16 protein-coding genes are annotated in these 19,744 nt (G+C 73.2%); 5 read left to right on the top strand and 11 right to left on the bottom strand.

Features of this window, described 5'->3' with window-relative positions:
- Positions 1-5: 5 nt before the first annotated feature.
- The 7 genes from LO763_RS18745 to LO763_RS18715 all read right to left on the bottom strand — a co-directional run bounded on the left by LO763_RS18745 (position 6) and on the right by LO763_RS18715 (position 5,733).
- Complete coding sequence (locus LO763_RS18745) at positions 6-1,256, bottom strand: MFS transporter (protein ID WP_230787177.1); 1,251 nt, start codon at positions 1,254-1,256, stop codon at positions 6-8.
- A 153-nt stretch (positions 1,257-1,409) separates the two neighbouring features.
- Positions 1,410-2,012, bottom strand: a complete 603-nt coding sequence (locus tag LO763_RS18740) for a TetR/AcrR family transcriptional regulator (protein ID WP_230787174.1) — start codon at positions 2,010-2,012, stop codon at positions 1,410-1,412.
- 202 nt (positions 2,013-2,214) lie between these two features.
- Positions 2,215-2,589 carry a nuclear transport factor 2 family protein gene (locus tag LO763_RS18735; RefSeq protein ID WP_230787171.1) on the bottom strand — a complete coding sequence of 125 codons (375 nt, stop codon included), beginning with the start codon at positions 2,587-2,589 and terminating at the stop codon, positions 2,215-2,217.
- Positions 2,590-2,696: 107 nt separating this feature from the next.
- Positions 2,697-3,593, bottom strand: a complete 897-nt coding sequence (locus LO763_RS18730; protein WP_230787168.1) for a transglutaminase-like domain-containing protein — start codon at positions 3,591-3,593, stop codon at positions 2,697-2,699.
- A gap of 185 nt (positions 3,594-3,778) precedes the next feature.
- A complete protein-coding gene (locus tag LO763_RS18725) occupies positions 3,779-4,654 on the bottom strand; it encodes an alpha/beta fold hydrolase (RefSeq protein WP_230787165.1) in 876 nt (291 codons plus the stop codon).
- A 243-nt stretch (positions 4,655-4,897) separates the two neighbouring features.
- Entirely contained in the window at positions 4,898-5,047 is a 150-nt protein-coding gene (locus tag LO763_RS18720; protein WP_230787162.1) for a hypothetical protein, read from the bottom strand.
- Entirely contained in the window at positions 5,044-5,733 is a 690-nt protein-coding gene (locus LO763_RS18715) for a DUF998 domain-containing protein (protein WP_230787160.1), read from the bottom strand. Before LO763_RS18715 ends, LO763_RS18720 begins: the two co-directional genes overlap by 4 nt.
- A gap of 142 nt (positions 5,734-5,875) precedes the next feature.
- Here LO763_RS18715 and LO763_RS29995 point away from each other — a divergent pair, with 142 nt between their 5' ends.
- From LO763_RS29995 to LO763_RS18695, 4 genes are all read left to right on the top strand, one after another.
- On the top strand, positions 5,876-7,192 hold the full coding sequence (locus LO763_RS29995; RefSeq protein WP_230787158.1) for a sensor histidine kinase: 1,317 nt from the start codon (positions 5,876-5,878) through the stop codon (positions 7,190-7,192).
- The gene (locus tag LO763_RS18705; RefSeq protein ID WP_230787155.1) at positions 7,189-7,863 is read left to right on the top strand and encodes a response regulator; all 675 of its coding nucleotides are present in this window, start codon (positions 7,189-7,191) and stop codon (positions 7,861-7,863) included. Before LO763_RS29995 ends, LO763_RS18705 begins: the two co-directional genes overlap by 4 nt.
- A 194-nt stretch (positions 7,864-8,057) precedes the next feature.
- Positions 8,058-8,882 carry an NmrA family NAD(P)-binding protein gene (locus LO763_RS18700; RefSeq protein ID WP_230787152.1) on the top strand — a complete coding sequence of 275 codons (825 nt, stop codon included), beginning with the start codon at positions 8,058-8,060 and terminating at the stop codon, positions 8,880-8,882.
- A gap of 287 nt (positions 8,883-9,169) precedes the next feature.
- On the top strand, positions 9,170-10,327 hold the full coding sequence (locus LO763_RS18695) for a S1 family peptidase (protein ID WP_230787150.1): 1,158 nt from the start codon (positions 9,170-9,172) through the stop codon (positions 10,325-10,327).
- A 164-nt stretch (positions 10,328-10,491) separates the two neighbouring features.
- On the opposite strand, the gene LO763_RS18690 is transcribed toward LO763_RS18695, so the two are convergent.
- The 4 genes from LO763_RS18690 to LO763_RS18675 all read right to left on the bottom strand — a co-directional run bounded on the left by LO763_RS18690 (position 10,492) and on the right by LO763_RS18675 (position 18,241).
- Entirely contained in the window at positions 10,492-13,959 is a 3,468-nt protein-coding gene (locus LO763_RS18690; RefSeq protein ID WP_230787142.1) for a lamin tail domain-containing metallophosphoesterase family protein, read from the bottom strand.
- Positions 13,960-14,119: 160 nt separating this feature from the next.
- Positions 14,120-15,256: a DNA glycosylase AlkZ-like family protein gene (locus tag LO763_RS18685; protein WP_230787139.1), complete on the bottom strand. Its 1,137-nt coding sequence runs from the start codon at positions 15,254-15,256 to the stop codon at positions 14,120-14,122.
- 160 nt (positions 15,257-15,416) lie between these two features.
- Entirely contained in the window at positions 15,417-16,961 is a 1,545-nt protein-coding gene (locus tag LO763_RS18680; protein ID WP_230787137.1) for a gamma-glutamyltransferase family protein, read from the bottom strand.
- A gap of 128 nt (positions 16,962-17,089) precedes the next feature.
- Complete coding sequence (locus tag LO763_RS18675) at positions 17,090-18,241, bottom strand: tetratricopeptide repeat protein (protein WP_500811767.1); 1,152 nt, start codon at positions 18,239-18,241, stop codon at positions 17,090-17,092.
- A gap of 226 nt (positions 18,242-18,467) precedes the next feature.
- Here LO763_RS18675 and LO763_RS18670 point away from each other — a divergent pair, with 226 nt between their 5' ends.
- Positions 18,468-19,604, top strand: a complete 1,137-nt coding sequence (locus tag LO763_RS18670) for a hypothetical protein (protein ID WP_230787131.1) — start codon at positions 18,468-18,470, stop codon at positions 19,602-19,604.
- Positions 19,605-19,744 lie beyond the last annotated feature (140 nt).

Raw genomic sequence — 19,744 nt, 5'->3', positions numbered from 1 at the left:
CTCCCTCACCCCACCTGCTCCAGCCGCGCGTCGCGAACGTCCAATGCGGCGTCCGTCTGCAGGCCGCCGCTCGGTCGCGGACGGCGCAGCGCGGGCAGGATGACGGCGATCGCCGAGACGGCCATGACGATCCCCAGCACGATCGGCGAGCGCAGGCCGTAGTCGGGGATGAGGAGGGAGCCGATGGCCGAACCGAGGATCACGCCGAGGGTGATGAACGAGGAGTGCACCGTGTTGACGAGCGGCTGGGTGCCGCCGGCGCGTTGGACGCGGACGGCCATGGCGGGGTTCATGGTGACGCCGACGAGTCCGACGCCGAGCACGAAGGCGAGGGCGAGCGGCGGCACGTCGGTGAAGAGCGCGAATCCGGTGAGGCACGCGGCGTTCAGCAGCGTGCCCGCCAGGAGCGTCGGGCCGGTGTGCCGGTCGGCGAGTCGGCCGACCACGGTGTTGCCCACGACGGTGGCGGCGCCGTAGGCGAGCAGCAGGAACGGCACGGTGCCGTCGTCGAAACCGCTGACCTCGGTCAGGATCGGAGTGAAGAAGCTGAACACCGAGAAGGTGGCGCCGATGATGAGGGTGCTGGAGACCAGCGCGAGGAGCAGGTGCGGGCGGCGGAACACCGTGATCTGCGCGGCGAGCGAGGCGCCGCCGGGTCCGTCCGGGACCGGCCCGGCCGGATTGCGCACGATCGCGGCGGTGAGGGCGGCGGCGAGCGCGGTGAGGACGGCGATGGCCCAGAAGGCGGCCTGCCAGCCGAGGCGGCCGCCGATGTACGTCGCCATCGGCAGGCCCAGGAGGGTGCCGAGCATGAGGCCGTTCATCACCACGCCGACGGCCCGTCCGCGCACCCGTTCGTGGACCAGTTGCGAGCACAACGAGATCGCGATGCCGAAGAACGCCTGCGAGGCGACGCCGCTCACCACGCGGGCGGCCACCATCGCGGAGTACGAGGGGGCGAGCGCGGCCAGCAGGTTGCCGGCGAAGAAGACCGCGAAGACGGCCATCAGCGCCGTCTTCGGGCGCAGGCGCAGGAGCGCCAGCGTCAGGACGGGCCCGCCGACGGCCATGGCCACGGCGAAGACGGTCACGAGGTAGCCGATCTGCTGGATGCCGACGCCCAGCCCCTCGGCGAGCTGGGGCATGAGTCCGGCGACGGCGAACTCACTGGTCACCATGGCGAAGACGCCGGCTCCCAGCACGTAGACGGCCGTCGGTACCGCGCGGGCGGGCCGGGCCGGTGGATTGGTGGTCAAAGTGGACTCCTGTCATCGATATGTAATGTTCGTTCCAGAATTTGGCCGCGAAAGGGCGCGAGAGCATCTTGAAGATAGGAGGACCGAGTCGGCCCCGCGGTCTCGATCAGCGCACGGCAGGGGCGCGCCGCGGGGCGCCGATCACCGGCGCGGTCAGGGGGCCAGGGCCCGCAGCGTGGCCACGACGATGTCGTCGAGCCGGCCCGCCGCCGTGCCGCCCTGGGAGGTGATGCGCAGGCCCGCGATCGCGGCGTTGACGAACGCGGCGAGCCCTTCGGCGCTCACCGCGTCGGTGACCTCCCCGGCCGCCTGGCCGACGCGCAGCGCGTCGGCCAGCAGGCGCAGGCGCGCGGCGGTGTCCTCGTCGACGCGTCGCATGCTTCCGGCGTACTCGGGGTCGTCGGCCAGCTCGGCGACGGTGTTCACGGCCAGGCAGCCTCGCGGCTCGCCCGCGGCAACGCGTTCGGCCTCCTCTACGGCGATGCGCCTGAGCAGGATCGCGATGCGGTCCCGAACGGGGCGGGCGGTGTCGCCCAGGATCGTCTCGGTGCGCTCCAGCGTCTGGTCCAGGTAGGTGCCGAGGCACTCGTCGAACAGCGCGTCCTTGCTGCCGAAGCTGTTGTACAGGCTACTGCGCCCCAGTCCCGTCGCCCGGCACAGCTCCTCGGCGCTGGCGGCGTGGAGACCGTGCTGCAGGAACGTCCTCGTCGCCGCCTCGACGACGCGGTCGCGCCGGAATCCCAGTGGTCTGGCCATGGGCACACCGTAACAGATTCTGTAACGACATGTCCATAACGGTTCGGGCGAGGCGTCGGCCCGGCGGCGGGCACCGCTCCAGGAGCTGCCCGCCGACCGGCGCGGCCCCGTCTCCCAACGGCGCCAACGGGACGGCCGATCCCCGGTTCGCCTGATCGGCGCTCCGGGGTCGCAGGCCGCCGCGGGGATTCCGATCCGCCCGTCAGGCCCGGTCGGGGATCGCCGTCTGCTGGTACAGCGCCAGCCGCCAGCCGTCGTCGGTGCGCACGTACGCCGAGGACATCAGGGCGTTGAATTCCGGTTCGGACCCGTCGCGCCAGGCCCGACCGGTGTAGCCGAGGACGGCGTTGTGGCCGCCGAGCCGGATGAGGTACGCGTCGGTGATCTCGTAGCCCGCCCAGGGCGGGGCGTCGGCCAGGGAGGCGATCACCTGCGAGCGGTCCAGCGCGAAGCCGTGGGCCAGGATCATGCGGCCGTCGTCGGTCATGATCGAGCCGTAGAACTCGGCGCCGGTGCCGTCGCACAGGGAGTCCCAACCGGAGCGTTCGAGCTTGAGCAGTTCGTCGAAGTCAGCCATGCGCCCCACGGTATCGCCGCCGGCCGCGGTGTGCAGCCCAACGCGCACAGGACTTTTCAACCTGCTTCGCCGTCGTTCTCGCCTCCTCTCGTGCTGCCGATGCCGTTTCAGCGCTTGGGGAACACCGGTTCGTCCGTGCCCCGGTTCGCGTTGCGGACCGTCTCGGGGACCCGCAGCCACTCGTGGCCGGCGTAGACCTCCCGCACGTCGGCGGCGGTCTCGGGGTCGAAGGTGAGGTCCGCGAGGTGGTCGAACAGCGCGAGCCGCTCGGCGCCGATCCCGTCCTCGGGTTCGGGGATCGGCCCCCACACGTCCCACGGCAGCATCTCGATGCCAGCCAGCGAGGCCGTGTCGCGCACCAGGTTGCCCGCGATCCACCAGTCGCCGAACTCCTCAAGGCTGTTGAGCCCGTAGCGGTTCGGGTCGTCCTCGCCCGCGCGGCAGCGCCGCCAGGCCTCTCCGGCGACGAGGAACCGGTCGCGGGGGACGTCGGTGCAGTCGAAGTCCGCGTCGATCGCGAACAGCTCGCGCTGGCGGGCGTCGATCTGCGCGTCGGCGAGGGCCCAGCGCTGCTCGTCGGCGTTCCAGTACTCGGCGACCCAGTGGTCCTCCATGGTGGGCACCGGGAAGTAGTCGCCGAAGCCGCACCGGGCGCGGGCGGGGACGCCGCGGGCGCGGAGCGCGGCGACGGTGACGAGGGTGAAGTCGCGGCAGGTGCCCGCGATCCGGTCACCCGGTGCGCGGGGCTCGGCGAGCGGCCTGCCGTCCGCGGTCAGGCGGCCGAGGATCTCCTGCGCCGCACGGAGGTTCGCGGTCTCGTCGTGCTCGGGGCGGCGCTCGACCTCGTACGCCCAGGTGAGGTGCACGTGGATGAGCAGGCCGTGGAGGGCCTCGAGGAGGGCGCCGACGTCGCCCGGGAGCGCCGCGAGCGCGGCGCGGTGGGCACCGGGGTCGGTGAAGGGCCCGGGTTCGGTGTAGTGGGCGAGGGTGTCAGTGGCGGTCAAGGTCGCTCCTTACTCGGATCGGGCGACCGTACCGCCTTGGTACGACAATCCGGTCCGACGTGGACCGAACCGTAGCGACATTCAGGCAGGGATTTCAACATTTCGATCCGCGGCGGCTCCGGCCCCGCGCCCGCCATGGCGCCGCGGTGCTCGCGGGCCGCCCGTCGACCGGGGCGGCCGGGCGCCTACCGGCCGGGGGCGGCGTTGGCGAGGAGCGAGGCGAGGATCGGTTCGGGGTGCGTCCACAGCAGTGCGCCGCCGATCCCCGGCACGAGGCGGCGCCGGGCGCCGGGCACGCGGGAGGCGAGCAGCGCGCCGTTGTCGGGCGAGTGGGTCGCGTCCTCCTCGCCGTACCAGAGGTCCACCGGGACCGCGATCGACTCCAGTGCGAACGGCCACCGCCCCATCGCCAGGACCGTGTCGCGGGCGTACCCGGCCGCGCCCTGGGCGAAGCCCTCCCGCAGCGCCGCGCGATAACCGGCCGCGAAACCGGGATCCCGGTAGACGGCGAGGTCGCACTCCGGGCTCGCGGCCATGACCATGTCCCACATGGCCTCGGCGGTGAAGGCCGCGAACGCCTCCTCGGCGCCGGCCGGGTCGCGCACGGCGCGCTCGACCAGGCCGCGCAGGCCCGGTTCCAGGGCGTCGGCGAACGCCGGCGCGGCGACCTCGTCCGCGCCGGAGACGACCGCCAGCGCCGAGGCGACCCCTTCGGCGGCGCAGGCGAGCGCGAACGGCGCGCCCTGCGAGTTCCCGACCACGGCGGGGCGGCCCAGGCCGCGCAGCTCGCAGAGCAGGCGCATGTCGCGGGCGAAGTCGGCGAAGGTCCGGCCCGGCGCGGGCGTCGACGCCCCGAGGCCGGGGCGGTCCACCGAGACGAGGCGGACGCCCAGGGACGCCGCCGCGTTCGGGCCGAACCCGAGCCGTCGGCTCGTGGCCGCGCCCGGGCACAGCAGCACGGGCGCGCCGTCCGGCGGACCCCATTCGGCCCAGCCGAGCCGTCGTCCATCGGGCAGTGCGCTCTCGCCGAGCCGCGCGGGGGCGGCGGTGTATCGGGCCATGGTCGACATGGTGGGCGGGGGACGAACGCGCCGCAATCGTTTTTCGCCATGGACCGCGCAGCCTGAGCCGGGAGTCCGTTGCCGCGACCTCGGCTCAACGCCCGAACCCGGCCTCGGCGGCGCTCGACCGGTGAGCGGACCGCACGGACGGGGCTCCTACCGCGACACCGCCGTCGCCGTCGCGGCCGACCGTGAGCGGATCTCCCCGGCGGGACCTCCCACGACCCCCTGCCGCGGGCCGGACTACAGCCAGCTGCCGAAGCTCGGGCCCGGCGGCGGCCCGCCCTCTCGCCGGAACACCGTCAGGTCCTCCCGGGCCCGGCGCAGCTCGCGGCAGCCCACGGCGATCCGGGTGCGTTCGAGCGCCGTCCGCAGCCGCTTCAGGCCCTTCACGGCCGCGATCCCGCCAGCACCGGCACCGCGCGGGCGTCGGAGGCCGGCGCTGGCACCGCTGCCGCGGCCCGGTTCGAGTTCGCCACGAGGATCCACAGTAGTGCCGACAGGACCACCAGGAGCACGCGTTGCGGGACGCCGCGCCAGTCCCCGCCGTCGGCCAGGCCCGGCAGGAACGTGTTCACCGTCGTCGTCAGGAACGTCAGCGCCGCGAGCACCGTCGCCCACCAGGTCCCGTACCGCGCCCACGCGGGGGCGTCCGTGCCCCGCAGCCGCGCCGCGCACACCGCGGCCGCCACCGTCAGCAGCACGAACGCCGCCCCCGCGCTGTAGCGGTGGACCTGCGCCCACCAGGTCAGGCCCGACTCGGGCGTCCCGGTCCGGAACACCGCCGCGCACACCAGCGTCACGGCGGTCGCGCCCAGCAGGAACCGGACGAGGCCCTCGCGGGCCAGCCCCACCCCGCGCCCGGCCAGGACCGCGCAGGCGAGGGCCATGCCCAGGACCGAGGCGGGGAACAGGACGACCCCCGGCCAGGTCAGGGCGTACGCGGAGACGGGCGTCGCGACCGGGTCGACCGCGCCGGACTGGGCCAGGTGCATCACCGCGAAGCCCGCCTGGCTGGCGGCGACACCCGACATGGCGCTCACTTCGGCTGCGCGCGTGCGGAACAGGGTTCGAGTCATGCGGCGACGGTAGGTTCCGGGAAGTCCCCTTCCCTCAAGCTGCGGCGTGGAATCGGCCCTCATACCCAGGGGTGAGACGCGCGCCCGGAGCCCGTACCGGGGAGTGAGGCCGCCCGGGCCGCGGGCGGCATAGGTTGGTGCCGTGACGTCCGAGGCCGCCGTGAGACCGCATCCCGCCCGCGCCGCGATCAGCTGCCTGATCGCCACCGGGCCGGTCGGCGACGGCGCCTGGCGCTGGGGCTTCGCCACCACCCTCGCGGTCGTCGGGCCCGGCTCGGTCCCGTTCGGGCTGGTGCTGTTCGCCGTCCAGAACCACATGCTCACGGTCGACTACCGCATCGCCTGGGGCGCGCTGCCCGCGCTGGCCACCGGGGCCGCGGTGGTCCTCGCGCGCTTCCGGCCGGTCGAGGCCTGGCTGCTGGTCATGGCCTCGTACGCGGCGACCCTGCACACCGCCCGCCTCGACGGCTGGTACCCGTGGCCGCTGACCACCGCGAACCTCCTCGCGCTCCTGGTCGCGCTGTACGCGCTCGGCCGCGACCGCCGGGCGTGGGTCGGCGTCGTCTGCTGGTCGCTGTACCTGCTGGGGGCGGTCTTCGCCGTCTGGACGTCGAACCGGGACCCCGTGCCCTTCGTCCCCGGGTCGGCGGAGTACGCCGGCCCCTCCCCCGCCGACGACAACCTGGCGCTGGGGTCGATGCTCGGCGCGCTGGCGTTCCTGGTCGGCCTGACCGTGCGGATCTGGCGGCAGGGCCGGGCGCGCGTCGCCGAGGAGGAGCGCGTCGCCGAGTCCGAGCGGCAGCGGCGCCGGCTCCTGGAGGAGCGCACGCGGATCGCCCGGGAGCTGCACGACGTCGTGGCGCACCACATGTCGGTGATCACGGTGCAGGCGTCCACGGCCGAGTACCGGCTCGCGGGCCTCGGCGAGGACGCGAAAGCGGAGTTCCGGTCGATCAGCGACCAGGCGCGCGAGTCGCTCGCCGAGATGCGGCGGCTGCTGGGGGTGCTGCGCCGCGAGGACGAGGCGGTCGCGCGCGAGCCGCAGCCGGGCCCGGAGGGCCTGCGCGGCCTGGCCGAGGCGGTCGACCGGGCCGGGACGCCGGTGGCGCTGGAGGTCGCGCAGCTGCCCGGGGACCTGCCGGAGTCGGTGGCGCTCACGGTGTTCCGGGTGGTGCAGGAGGCGCTGAGCAACGTGGTCCGCCACGCCCCGGGGGCGCGGACCGCGGTGGCGGTCGCGTGCGAGGGCGGGCAGGTCGTCGTTACGGTGGTCAACGGCAGGCCGCCCGGGGGCGCGCCCGATCCCGACCCGCACGGGTCGGGGTTCGGCCTGGTGGGGATGCGCGAGCGGGTGGTGCTCGACGGCGGGACGCTGGAGACCGGCCCGACCGGCGAGGGCGGCTTCCGCGTGCGCGCCGCGCTGCCGGTCGAGACCCGCCCGAACGCAGAGGAGGCCCCGTGACGATCAAGGTGCTCATCGCCGACGACCAGGCGATGGTGCGGGCCGGTTTCGCGGCGCTGCTGAACGCGCAGGAGGACATCGAGGTCGTCGGCGACGCCGAGGACGGCGTGGGGGCGGTGACCGAGACGTCCCGGCTGCGGCCCGACGTGGTGCTCATGGACGTGCGCATGCCGGTGATGGACGGCCTGGAGGCGGCGAAGCGGGTGCTGTCGGCGCCCGAGGAGCGGCGCCCGCGCGTGCTGATGCTGACGACCTTCGACATCGACGACTACGTGTACGAGGCGCTGCGCATGGGCGCCGGCGGGTTCCTGCTGAAGGACGCGCCGCCCGGGGACCTCATCGCGGCGGTGCGGGTGGTCGCGGCGGGGGACGCGCTGCTGGCGCCGTCGGTGACGCGGCGGCTGATCGAGGAGTGCTTCAAGGCGAAGCCGGCGCTGAAGCGCTCGGCGGCGCTGGACTCGCTGACGCCGCGGGAGGAGGAGGTCCTGCGGCTCATCGCGCGGGGCCTGTCGAACCCGGAGATCGCGGCGGCGCTGTTCGTGTCGGAGCAGACGGTGAAGACGCACGTGGGCAAGGTCTTCGCGAAACTGGGCCTGCGCGACCGGGCGCAGGCGGTGGTCTGCGCCTACGAGACGGGCCTGGTGACGGCGGGGGACCCGAGGACCAGGTGAGCGGCGGGCGCCTCGCCGAGATCGTCGGACCCGTCGTGCGCTCTTGCGTCGGGGCCTTCGCTTCCGGCACACCCGGCCCCGGGGCCGGGACCTCCGGTCGCGCCTTCCCCGAACCCCTACTGGAATAGTTCATTCCGCTCTGATATTATTGGAACAAGTCATTCCGTTCCAGGAATTCGAGCGAGGGAGCACCCATGCGCATTCTCATCACCGGCGCCACCGGCACCGTCGGCCGCAACGTCATCGAGCAGCTCCGGGCCCTCGACCCCGGCGTCGAGCTCCGCGCCCTGTCCCGCAATCCCGACGCCGCGCTCCCCGAGGGCGTCGAGCTCGCGGTCGGCGACCTCGCCGCCCCCGAGACGCTCGCCGAGGCGTTCAAGGGCGTCGACGCCGCGCACTTCATCAACTTCGCGGGCGACCAGTACGCACCCCTTCCCGATGCCGGCGCCGTCGTCGCCCTCGCCGAGGCCGCGGGCGTGCGCCGCGCGACCGTCCTCGGCGGCCGCGCCGAAGGCGACCTCGAGCAGGCCCTGGCCGCCAGCGGCGTCGAGACGACCTTCCTCCACCCCGTCGAGTTCATGTCGAACACGCTCATGTGGTGGGCCGCCGCGGTCAAGGCCGAGGGCGCCATCCGCGAGCCCTTCGGCGACCGCGTCAGCGCGATGGTCCACCCCGCCGACATCGGCGCGGTCGCCGCGAAGGTCCTGCTCGACGGCGGCTACGACGGGCGGTCGCTCGTGATCACCGGCCCCGAGGCCGTCACCGTCCAGGAGAAGGTCCGCCTCCTCGGCGAGGCGATCGGCCGCGAGCTCGCGTTCGTCGAGCTGACCGTGGAGGAGGCCCACGCCAAGTGGCGCGGCGAGGGCATGGGCGACGACATGATCGCCTTCCTCACCGAGGCCCTCGGCAACACGCCCGAGGAGGGGAAGACCGTGGCGCCCACCGTCGAGCAGGTCACCGGCCGCAAGGCCCGCGGCTTCGCCGAGTGGGCCGCCGAGCACGCGGAGGCCTTCCGCTAGAACGGAAACGAGAAGAGGGGCGCCGTTCCGACCGGAGCGGCGCCCCTTTTGCGCGCAATCCTGTGAATTAACAAGCGGGGCAACATTTCTGAAATGACACACCACTTAGACCGATATTCACTGAATTATTTCTATCTTTCGTTTTGTGCGATTTACCTCTAACCTCCATGTATGGCGAAGGTCACCGACCGCACGGCCGCGAACGCGGACCGCGCATCGGTCCCGCCCCGCCACGGCAGCCGCCCATCCTCGGCTGTCGATGCCCTCACCCGAAAGGCATGCATCAGATGAAACGCCAACGCGCACTTGCGGTCACCGCCGCCGGCGCACTCGCCACCGCACTCTCCCTGGCCGCCGGTTCCGCTCCCGCCTCGGCCGAGATCCTCGACGCCAAGGCCGAAGCGGCCCGCGCCGAACTCGTCGGCGAGGTCTCACCGGACCTCGTCGAGGAGCTGTCGGACACCTTCGGCATCACCGAATCCGAGGCCTACGACCGCCTGGCGGTCGAGGCGGTCGCAGCCGACCTCCTGGTGGAGGCACCCGAATCCCTCGACGAATCCTTCGCGGGCCTGTGGGTCTCCGAGGACGCCGACGAGGTCTTCATCGCCACCACCGACGCGGCCGAGTCCACCGGCATCCGCGCCGACGGGGCCACCCCGGTCCTGGTCGAGCACGACCTGGCCGAGCTCGAGGACGCCGCGGGCGACCTCGACGCCGTCACCGCCGAGGGCCTCTACGGTCACTACATCGACCTCCAGTCGAACACCCTGGTGATCGAGGCCGCCGACGAGGCCGCCGCGGCCGACGCGATCGAGGCCGCCGGGGTCGACCCCGCGCTCGTCACCGTCGACGCGGAGGCCGAAGCGCCCCAGACCTTCTTCGTGCGCGGCGGCGACGCCTACAACATCGAGAACGCCTGGCGCTGCTCGGTGGGCTTCTCCGTCCGCCAGGGCTCGACCCCGGGCTTCGCCACCGCGGGCCACTGCGGCTCGGCCGGCGACTCCGTCACCGGCGGCGAGGCCGCTCCCGGCACCTTCCGCAACTCGGTCTTCCCCGGCAGCGACGGCGCCTGGGTCGCCGTCGGCTCCGGCGAGCAGCTCCTGGACGACGTGAACATGTACTCCGGCACCCGCGACGTCGCGAACGCGAACACCGCCGCGGTCGGCTCCTCCATCTGCCGCTCCGGTTCGACCACCGGCTGGCACTGCGGGACCGTGCAGGCGTTCAACCAGACCGTGCGGTACGCCGAGGGCGCCGTCTACGGCATGACCCGCACCAACGTGTGCGCCGAGCCCGGCGACTCCGGCGGCTCGTTCATCTCCGGCAACAGCGCCCAGGGAGTGACCTCGGGCGGCTCCGGCAACTGCTCCTCCGGCGGGACGACCTACTTCCAGCCCATCGGACCGATCCTGAACACCTGGAGCCTGACGCTCGTCACGAGCTAGCACCGGCGTGACCTGAAACAGGAGGGCCCTCCCGCCGGGAGGGCCCTCCTTCGCCGTCCCCGCTGTCGGACCCCCGTGTCACCCTCGAACCGGGGGCGCTCACGATGCCCGATTCGCGAAGACCCTCCGAGACACTCCCGACGACAACGGCCGATCCGCGCCGCTCAGTCGCATTCGCGTCCGCCGCGGCCGGGGACCTCGAGCAGCGCGGCGGCCGACCGCGCGGTGCGCCCGTGCGCGTCCGAGGCCTCGGCGCTCCACACGTACGCGGTGCAGGACCGCAGGCCCTCCCAGGTGACCGTGCCCGCGGCGCCGTCGCCGGCGACCGCGCTCCCGATCGCCTCGGCCTCGGCGTGCGGGGCGACCAGGGCCGTCTCGATCCGCTTGTCGTAGCCCGTGTTCAGGTCGACCTCGACGGTGAACTCGTCGGTCGCGTCGTCGTAGGCGTCGGGGATGTCGTCGGGCCTGTACTCCCAGGCGTTGTGCTCGCCGCGGATCGGCGAGTAGGTGTTGACGGCCATGAGCCCCGCGTCGAGATCGAACTGGAGCAGGCGCATGAACCCGGTGTTGCGGCGGCCGTTCGGGTCCTCGAACCCCTGGTAGTTCGCCATCATCTCGACCACGGTCCGGCCCGCGGCGCCGCCCGCGTCGCGCTTGACGTTGAGCGCGACCCCGTGGTGGTGCCCGGCGAGGACCATGAAGACGTTCTCGTTGGGCACGACGATCTCGTTCCAGTACCGGTCGGCCATCGACGTCCACCGGTAGTTGTCCGGTGTGGACAGCGAGCCGTCGGGGTTGAGGTACTCGTGGGTCGCCAGGACCACATTGTGGCCCGGGTGGGCGCCGATGACCGCGTTCGCCCACTCGATCGCGGCGTCCCCGGCGAAGAACCCGAGGTGGACGAACAGGAACTTCGCGCCGCCGGCCTCGATCACGTCGTAGTGGTGCTGGGCGTCGTCCTCGCGCCAGGCGCCGCCGTACCACTCGCGGTCGCGGTAGCGCTCGGCCGGGAAGTACCGGTTGTACAGCTCGCCCTCGCGGCCCCACTTGTTGTCGTGGTTGCCGGGGAGGACGCCGTAGGGCGCCCCGGCCCGGTCGAGGATCCCCATGGCGTCGGACGCGAACGCGTACTCGTCCTTCGCGCGTTCGAAGGAGTGGTTCCCGTTGAGCCAGTTCTCGACCAGGTCCCCGGTGTGCACGGTGTAGGCGATGCGGCGGGCGTCGGCGTTGGCGGCGATCCAGCGGCTCATCTCGGCGTAGGCGTCCCGGTAGCCCTCGGTGAGGAACTGGGTGTCGGTGACGTACCCGAACGCGACGTCGTACTCGGCGGGGTCCTTGAACGCGAGGTCCGGTTCGGCGGCGTCGTCGCTGAACCCGGGGGCGGTCTCGGGCCCGTCCATGACGAGGACGTCGAACTCGCGGCCCCCTCCCGTGTGCGCGTCGAGGTCGATCCGCCCGGTCAGCGTGATCGGGCCGCCGGCGAGGCCGCCGCCGGCGTCGAGCAGGTCCCAGCGCCCGTGCCGCCGGTTCCAGGCGTACATCTGAAGCTCGCCGGCGCCGGTCGAGGCGCCCGACCAGGTGAGGGCGAAGTCGCGCAGCTGCCGGTCTTCGGCGGTGAACGCGAAGCGCTGGAACGGGAAGCCGTCCACGGTCTCGGTGACCAGCGGCCCCTCGTCCCAGTCGGCGCGCCGCTCCCCGGGGATGGAGCGGGCGGCGGGCGGGGTCGCGCCGGTGGTGCCGGTGTAGACCGTCGAGGCCTCGAGGTCGACGACCGGGCCGCCGGTGAAGGCCAGCTCGGCGGCCTCGCCGGTCGTGTGGGCGGCGGTCGCGGTCAGTTCGGCCCGCGAGCCGCCCTGGACCTCGGCGCCGACCGCGGGGCCCAGGGGCCTGGGGGCGGGGTCGACGGCGACGGGTTCGAGCTCGGCGCCGGTGAAGTCGGCCGGATGCCGCAGGTCGTCGGAGAGCGTCCCGGGGCTCTGCGGGGCGGGCACGAAGTCGTCGGCGTCGTAGGCGGTGTGATCGAGGCGCTGGAAGGTGTCGCCGTACTCGGACTCGACGCTGTTGAACAGCGCCAGGCCCTGCGTGCACGGGCTGTAGCGGGCGCTGTAGACGCCGACCGAGTCGACCGGGCGGCCTTCGGCGTCCAGGACCATGAGGCCGAACCCGCCGGGGTCGAGCCCGGTCTCGTAGGCGGCGTCGAAGTCCCCGCCCCGGTGCAGGCTCGATCCGGTGTGGACGGCGAGGAAGGTCTCGCCCGGCTCCAGCACCACGTCGCCGAGCGCGGGGAACTGCGGCGCGGGGTCGCGGCGCCCGTCCTCCCTGCAGCGGTGGACCCGCCACCCGGCCAGGTCGACCGGCCGGTCGCCGAAGTTCGCGAGCTCGAAGAACTCGTCGGAGGCGCCGCCGGGTCCGGCGTTGACCAGTTCGCTGACGCGCACGCCGGTGTCGACCGGCGCGGGTTCGCCGACCGGGTCGGGCGCCCCGGTAGTGCCGAGGGTGCGTTCGGCCTTCACGAAGTCGGAGGCGTTGTCGCCGGTGAAGGCCGCGCGCTGGTAGGTCTCGTTCCAGCCGAAGTCGAGCCGGTTGGGCAGTGCGGTCCCCCGCGTGCAGGGACTGTCGGTGGCGGGCTGGTGGTAGCCGTCGGCCTCGTAGACGGCGACGGCGTCGCGGACGGCGCCCTCGGCGTCGACCAGGAGCGCCCCGAAGCCGTCGTCGGCGAGGTCCGCCGGGAAGCGGACGGCGCCGACGCCGGGCGGGACCGCGACGGCGGTGTGCGCGGCGACGACCGACTCGCCGGGCTCGAGGACGGTGCCGGACGGGAACACGGCCTGGAGGCCGGCGTCATCGGTGCGGCCGGAGCCGGAGCAGCGGTGGAACCGCCAGCCGCCGATGTCGATCGGCGCGTCGCCGTAGTTGGTGAACTCCGCGAACTCGTCCGAGCTCCCGGCGGGGCCGCCGTTGGCGAGCTCGGAGACGAGCACCGGGCTGTCGACGGGCCCGGGGTCGGGTTCGGTCGCGTTCGGCGCGTCGGGGGTGCGGGCCGCTTTGATCCAGTCGTCGGCGAGGACGCCGGTGTCGCCGGTACGCTGCCAGGTCTGGTCGCGGGCCCCGTCGAGGTCGTTGGGGAGCGGCGTCCCCCCGGGCGCGCATTCGCTGTCGCCGGGGGCGGCGTAGACGGCGACGGCGTCCATGAGGACGCGGTTCGGGTCCTCGAGCCAGACGCCGAAGCCGGTGTTCGCGAGGCTGGACGTGTAGTGGGCGTCGGCGTCGGGGAAGGCCCCGGCGGCGTTGGCGATGAGGAAGGTCTCGCCGGGGTCGAGGGTGACGCCGTCGAGCGGGGGCAGCTGGGGCTCGTAGGCGCGCGATCCGGTGGCGGCGCAGCGGAAGACCTGCCAGCCGGTGAGGTCGGCGGGCGCGTCGCCGTAGTTGGCGAGCTCGATGATCTCGTCGAAGCTGCCGAGCGGACCGCCGTTGCTCACTTCGCTGACGAGCACGCGGGGACCGGTCTGCGCCCGGGCCGAGGAGGCGGCCCCGTGAACGGGGAGCGAGAGGAGCAGCGCGGCGGCGAGGGCCAGTGCGAGGGCGAGCGGGCGCCGATGCGTGCGGTGGCGCGCGGTCATAGGGCGCGGCATGTCCGAGGAGCGTGAATCACGGGTGAATCGTAGGGTATGTCCACACTGCACGCCGGCCGTATCGGGGACATTGCCTGGTCTGCTCGGCGTGTCACGGCTCCGCGCTGAACGGGGCGGGCGAACGGAAGGCGATGGGCCCCAGGCCGAAGGCCCCGGCGGCTCAGGCGGGGTCGGAGGCGATCGGCTGGACCTCGGCCTTCCAGCGGACCTCGGCGTCGACCCAGGCGGCGGCGCGCTCGACGGCGGCGTGCAGGTGCTCGCGGTCGGCGCGGGCGTCGTCCCACTGGACGGCCTCCACGACGAGCTCGCCGTTGCTGCGGCGCAGGGCGACCCGGCCCGGCAGGTCCTCGCCCACGAAGATCGGCAGGCAGTAGTAGCCGAAGGTGCGCTGCGGCCCGGGCACGTAGATCTCGATCTTCCAGCCGTGGCCCCACAGCCGCTCCATGCGCTCGCGCAGCCACACCAGCTGGTCGAACATGGACACCGCGACCGCGCGCTCCGCGCCCGTGACGCGGGTGCGGCGCACCTGCGGGTCGATCCAGGCGGGGCTCTTCCAGCCCTCGACGGCGACCTGCTCGGTCTCCAGCTCCCGCAGCACCCGCTGCGTGTCGGCGATCTTGAGGCGGAAGTAGTCGGCGACGTCCTTGGTGGTGCCGACGCCGAGGTTGCGCAGCGCGGTGGCGACCATGAAGCGCAGGCACGCCTCGTCGTCGGCGTCCCGGAAGTGGGCGGCGGGGATGGCGCGCCCGGCGAGCTGGTAGACGCGCTTGAAGCCGACCCGGTGGGTGCAGGCGACCTCGCCGAACCACAGGAGCCGCTCGACGGCCTGCTTGTGGTCGGTGCGGAAGTTCCAGCTGTCGCCCATGTTCCCGGTGCCCTTGGCGCGGTGCATGGCCCCGGAGGGGAAGTCCGAGACGGTGATGGCGCCGCGCTCGGCGAGGAGCGCGAGGACGTCGGCCTCGGCGGCGGCGAGGGAGTCGTCCTGGTAGCGCTCGCGCCAGGCGGCGCGGCGGCGGGCCATGTAGGGCCAGGCGGAGACGGGCAGGACCGACATGGCGTGGGCCCAGTACTCGAACCCGACGGCGGTGCGGCGGCGCCCGAGACTGCCGACGGCCTCGGCGACGTCGAGGTCGCGGGCGAGCAGCGTCAGCTCATGGGCGCGGCGCACGGCCGAGATGGTGTCGAGCTGGATGCAGCCGAGCCGCTCGAGGACGGTCTTGTAGCGGGCGGCCCTGGGCCGCAGCTGCGCGGCCAGGGCGATCCGGCGGGCATCGGCAAGCCGCAACGACTCAGGCACTGGGCGGGTCCTTTCCGAACATCGACGGCCCAACCGTACAACCAGCCTCCGACAATTCGTCCCGCCGGAACGAGCCGAAGCCGACGCCGGTGAAAACCGCCGACGCTGAAGGGCGGCCGCGCCGTCGCGCGAACCGCCCTTGCTCGAAACCGCCGCCGCACTAATTCGGCGCGAGCGCCACCGTTCCCGTCTCGGCCCTCGGGTCGGCCGCGCCCTCGGCGTGGCCGTCCTCGTCCACCTCGATCAGGTGCGCATGCCCGAAACCGCTCCCGGCCTCGGCGCCCTGCACCGCGAAGCCGCGCTCAGCGAGCCCCTCGCCCCAGGCCTCGGGACTCCCGGCCTCCAGCTCGACATCGGTCTCGTACACGCCCGTCCACGTCCCGAACCCGGTCTCCCCCGGATGCAGACGCCACCGCGGCGCGCCCACCGCGGCCTCGACCGACTCCCCGCCGTGCAGCACCCGCGCGATGATCTGCGACACGATCTGCGGCTGCGAGTCGCCGCCCATCGACCCGGCGACCAGCCGCAGCGAGCCGTCCTCCCGGGTCACCAGCGCCGGCACCAGCGTGTGCGGCGGGCGCTTCCCCGGCCCGAACTCGGCCGGGTGCCCCGCCTCGAGGTTGAACCCCGTCCCGCGGTTCTGGAGCCCGATCCCGGTCCGCGGCTCGAACAGCCGCGTCCCGAACCCGGCCGCGTTCGACTGGATGTACGAGACGCCCATCCCGTTCCCGTCGAGCACCGCCATGTACGTCGTCCCGCCCGCGGCCTGGTGCACCGGCACCTCGGCCTTGCGGTCCGCGCTGATCCGCGCCGCCCGCTCCCCGGCCGCCGCCAGCAGGTCCGCCACGTCCGCGCCCTCGAACAGCCGCTCGGGCCGGTCGTACCCGGCCTGCCGCGCGGCCTCGACCAGGTAGTGCGCCCACAGCGGGTCGGCCGCGTCCACCGGCAGCTCCAGCCGGTCGGCGATCGCCAGCGCGAGCAGCAGCAGGTAGCCCTGCGAGTTCGGCGCGGCGGCCCAGACCCGGTGTCCGAACGCCTCGACGCTCAGCGGCGCTTCCCAATCCGCTTGCGACGCCGCCAGATCGGCCTCGGTGAACAGGCCCTTCCCCAGCTCCACGAGCCCCTTGCCGAACTCGCCCAGGTAGAACCCGTCCCGCCCGTCCTCGGCGGCCGCGCGCAGCGCCGCGGCGGTCCGCTCGCGCGTCACCGTGCCCCCGGCCTCCAGCCCGACCAGGTCCTCCGCGCCCTCCGCGCCGTCGAGGGTCCGCCCCGCCTTGGCGAGCATCGCCGTCGCGGGCCAGCCGCCGGACGCCAGCGCGATCGCGGGCGCCAGCAGCTCGGCCATCGGCCGCGTCCCGTACCGCTCGTGCAGCGCGAACCAGCCGTCGACGCAGCCGGGCACCGTGGCCGAGCGCACGTCGTTGCGGAACGGCATCGCGCGGTGCCCCTCGGCGCGCAGCCCTTCGGGGTCGGCGCCGGAGCCGGCCCGGCCCGAGGCGTTCAGATAGGCGGGGGTCGCCTCGCCGGGCACGTGGACCAGCGCGAACAGGTCGCCGCCGAGCCCGCACAGGTGCGGGGCGACGATCGTGAGCGCCGCACCGGCGGCGATGGCGGCGTCGACGGCGTTGCCGCCGCTCGCGAGCACGTCGCGTCCGATGCCGCTGACGAGCGGATCGACCGAACACACCACACCCTGATCGACCACGGGGCCTCCTTCTGCGCGACCGGCGGGCCGCACCTCGGCCCGTCCGGGGGGATCGAATCGCGCCGAACCGCAGGTCCCGCGCGATTCCGAAGCCTACCTTGCCGCGCGGCTAGTGGCGACTGAGCGGGTCACGCCCGCGCGACCGCAGGCTCCCGCCCCCATGCCCGGGCGCCCGCCGCCCGGGAGATCCTCACCGCCCCGAAGTACCACTCCGCGTACCCGCCGGCGATGAGCGCCAGCACCCCCAGGTGCTGCCATCCGGTCGGCTCCCCGAGCAGCACCAGGACGATGACGCCGAGCACCAGGGCCGTGCGCGCCAGCGCCCCCGCGAGGAAACCGCGCCTGCCCCGCCCCGCCAGGTCCCGCCTGCACTGCCGCGGCAGCGCGAGCAGGGAGCGGGTCCAGACGATCGCATACCCGGCGACCAGTACCCCGGCCAGCACCGCGCTCCCCGGCACCGGCGTCGGCGCGACCCAGTCGATGACGTTCAGCATCAGCGCCGCCCGCAGCACCCACTCGTACCAGCGCCAGGACCAGCGGCGCAGCGTCGCGTCGTACAGGGCCGCCTCGCCGTCGGCCTCCCGCTCGTCGTCCGCCGCCTCCCAGGCCACGCGCACCCCCGAGCTGAGCCGCCCGCGAGTCTGGAGGATCTCGGCGAGATCCCCGCGCACCCCGGGCTCGTCGGGATCGAGTTCGAACGCCCGCGCGTAGTGGGCGTGGGCGAGCCGGTGCCGCAGGTGGTGGTCGTAGATCCGCGCGGCCGTGCAGTGGACCCACGCGTCCTCGGGCGAGCGCTCGAGCGCCTGCTCCACCAGCTTCCGGACCTTGGCGTACTCCTCGTGCTCGTAGACGACCCAGGCCAGCTGCATGTAGTACCGGCCGTTGTCGGGCATGAGCTCAACGGCCCCCCACAGCACCCGGGACGCCTCGTCGGTCCGTTCCAGTTCGAGCAGGGCATTCGCGCGCATCCAGTGCGCGTCGGCGTTCCGCGGCTCCTCCTCCACGGCCTGCTCGGCCCGCTCCAGCGCCTCGGCGGGCCGGCCGGCCATGAGCAGGCACCATGCCAGCAGCAGCGGCGGCACCGATTCGGGCCCATAGCGTTCGATACCGCGCTCGAGCACCTCCACGGCTTCAGAGTATTGATCCGCTTCGATAAGATCGTGTGCGCGGCCTTGAACGGCGCCGGAGAGGAAACCCGGCCAGGTCTCGGCCACGGCCCTGAGGACCCGGCCCTCCGCTCGCGGAGAGGGGCCCTCAGTCGGATCGGCGGCATCACGCATTCCGACTCCAGATCACTCAGGGGAACATCGATTCAGGTGAGACGGCAGGTGAGCGACGCGAACCGACGCGGTTCCCAGCATTCGGACCGCGTGCCGGTGCTCACGACAGGTGTTTTTGTCCGCCGGCGCACATAGCATAGAGGCAGACCGCCTCCACCAGTACGGCCAAGTCTCTTGTACCGTGGAGTGACTGCGGTGGGGACGAGAGGAAAGATCGGAACTGGTCATGGAAGAGCCGATACAGCCTGCTGATTCAGCCGGGCCGATCTCGTCGACGGTGCACCGTTGGCGGCGCCTCGCGATCCGCCACGACCTCGAATGGAGCGAACTCCTGCTGATCGCGTTGAACCTCTACGGTCTGCGCGGCAACAACACCGAGGGCATGCGCCTGCGCCTGAACTCCGACGACGAGGAGTTCATGCTGGTCCTGCCCGCCGACCGGGCCACATCGCCGTTCAGCCTCCGGGCCCACGTCGACCCCTCCTCGCCCCAGCACGGCCTGAGCGAGCTGTGCGTCGACGGCACCCCGGTCGCCGAGATCATCGAGGCCGAGCCCGGTGAAGAGGTCCGCGGCTACCTCCGCGCGGAGGGCACCGCGGCGACCCTGCTCCTCCAGGCGGACGCGGAATCACCCGATCTGGTGAAGGTCTACCGCGACCTGCTGGAGGCCCTGGCCTCCGACCTGGCCGACGACGGTGAGCAGCACCTCTTCGACGAGGTGACCCTCTCCGCCGGCCACGCCCACGACGAGACCCTCGTCGTCGAGCACCTCACGGCGGTCCGCGAGGCGATGACCTCGGCGGGCATGCCCGAGACGACCACCCTCGGCGTCCTGACCCCGGCGCTGCGCAGCAGCTCCGCATTCGCGGAGCTCGCCGCCAAGGTCGGGCCGGTGCTGCTGTTCCTCACCACCGAGAGCTTCGAGGGCGACGACACCGAGACCCCCGCCGAGCCCTCGGTCCCCGAGGAGGCCGCCGCGGCCGACCCGCTGGTGCCGGCCGAGAACCACCAGTCGGAACGCCTCTCGGAGATCCTCGCCGCAGCCCGTGAAGCCGGCCACCGCACCTCCTTCACGTACACCGTCGGCAGCGAACCGCTCGACGAGATGCGCGCCTGGCTCCTGCCCCTGGCGGAGCAGACGACGATGTGGCCGTCGCTGACGATCCTCCCCGCCGAAACACCGGTGGACGACTCCCAGCACATCGCGGCCCCCGACGAACGCCTCGACTTCTTCCTGGAAGCCAGGCGCCTCCTCGAGCAGATCTTCGCCCCGACCCAGCTCCGCCCGCAACCCTGGCGCTGCTACCGAGGCCTCTGGTACCGCCAGCACGCCGGCGAGCACCTCGAAGGCCCGTACGTCTAAGGCGAACGGCAACAGGGCCGCAACTCGATGAGTTGCGGCCCTTTCCGTATGGCGAAGACCGAGGCCTGCAAAGCCCATGAACGGTTTCCGGGCACGAAAAAGCGCCCCACCGCATCGCGGTGGGGCGCTTCTATAAGTAA

Source organism: Glycomyces amatae (assembly GCF_020991375.1).
Classification (GTDB): domain Bacteria; phylum Actinomycetota; class Actinomycetes; order Mycobacteriales; family Micromonosporaceae; genus Glycomyces; species Glycomyces amatae.
The sequence above is the reverse complement of the archived record's forward strand: the minus strand, read 5'-3'. Positions and strand labels throughout refer to the sequence as shown.

Excerpts from the sequence above, each read along its gene's own strand:
- LO763_RS18690 (WP_230787142.1), bottom strand. The coding sequence starts at position 13,959 with ATGCCGCGCCCTATGACCGCGCGCCACCGCACGCATCGGCGCCCGCTC.
- LO763_RS18700 (WP_230787152.1), top strand. The coding sequence starts at position 8,058 with ATGCGCATTCTCATCACCGGCGCCACCGGCACCGTCGGCCGCAACGTC.
- LO763_RS18735 (WP_230787171.1), bottom strand. The coding sequence starts at position 2,589 with ATGGCTGACTTCGACGAACTGCTCAAGCTCGAACGCTCCGGTTGGGAC.
- LO763_RS18740 (WP_230787174.1), bottom strand. The coding sequence starts at position 2,012 with ATGGCCAGACCACTGGGATTCCGGCGCGACCGCGTCGTCGAGGCGGCG.
- LO763_RS18675 (WP_500811767.1), bottom strand. The coding sequence starts at position 18,241 with ATGCGTGATGCCGCCGATCCGACTGAGGGCCCCTCTCCGCGAGCGGAG.
- LO763_RS18670 (WP_230787131.1), top strand. The coding sequence starts at position 18,468 with ATGGAAGAGCCGATACAGCCTGCTGATTCAGCCGGGCCGATCTCGTCG.
- LO763_RS18695 (WP_230787150.1), top strand. The coding sequence starts at position 9,170 with ATGAAACGCCAACGCGCACTTGCGGTCACCGCCGCCGGCGCACTCGCC.
- LO763_RS18715 (WP_230787160.1), bottom strand. The coding sequence starts at position 5,733 with ATGACTCGAACCCTGTTCCGCACGCGCGCAGCCGAAGTGAGCGCCATG.
- LO763_RS18725 (WP_230787165.1), bottom strand. The coding sequence starts at position 4,654 with ATGGCCCGATACACCGCCGCCCCCGCGCGGCTCGGCGAGAGCGCACTG.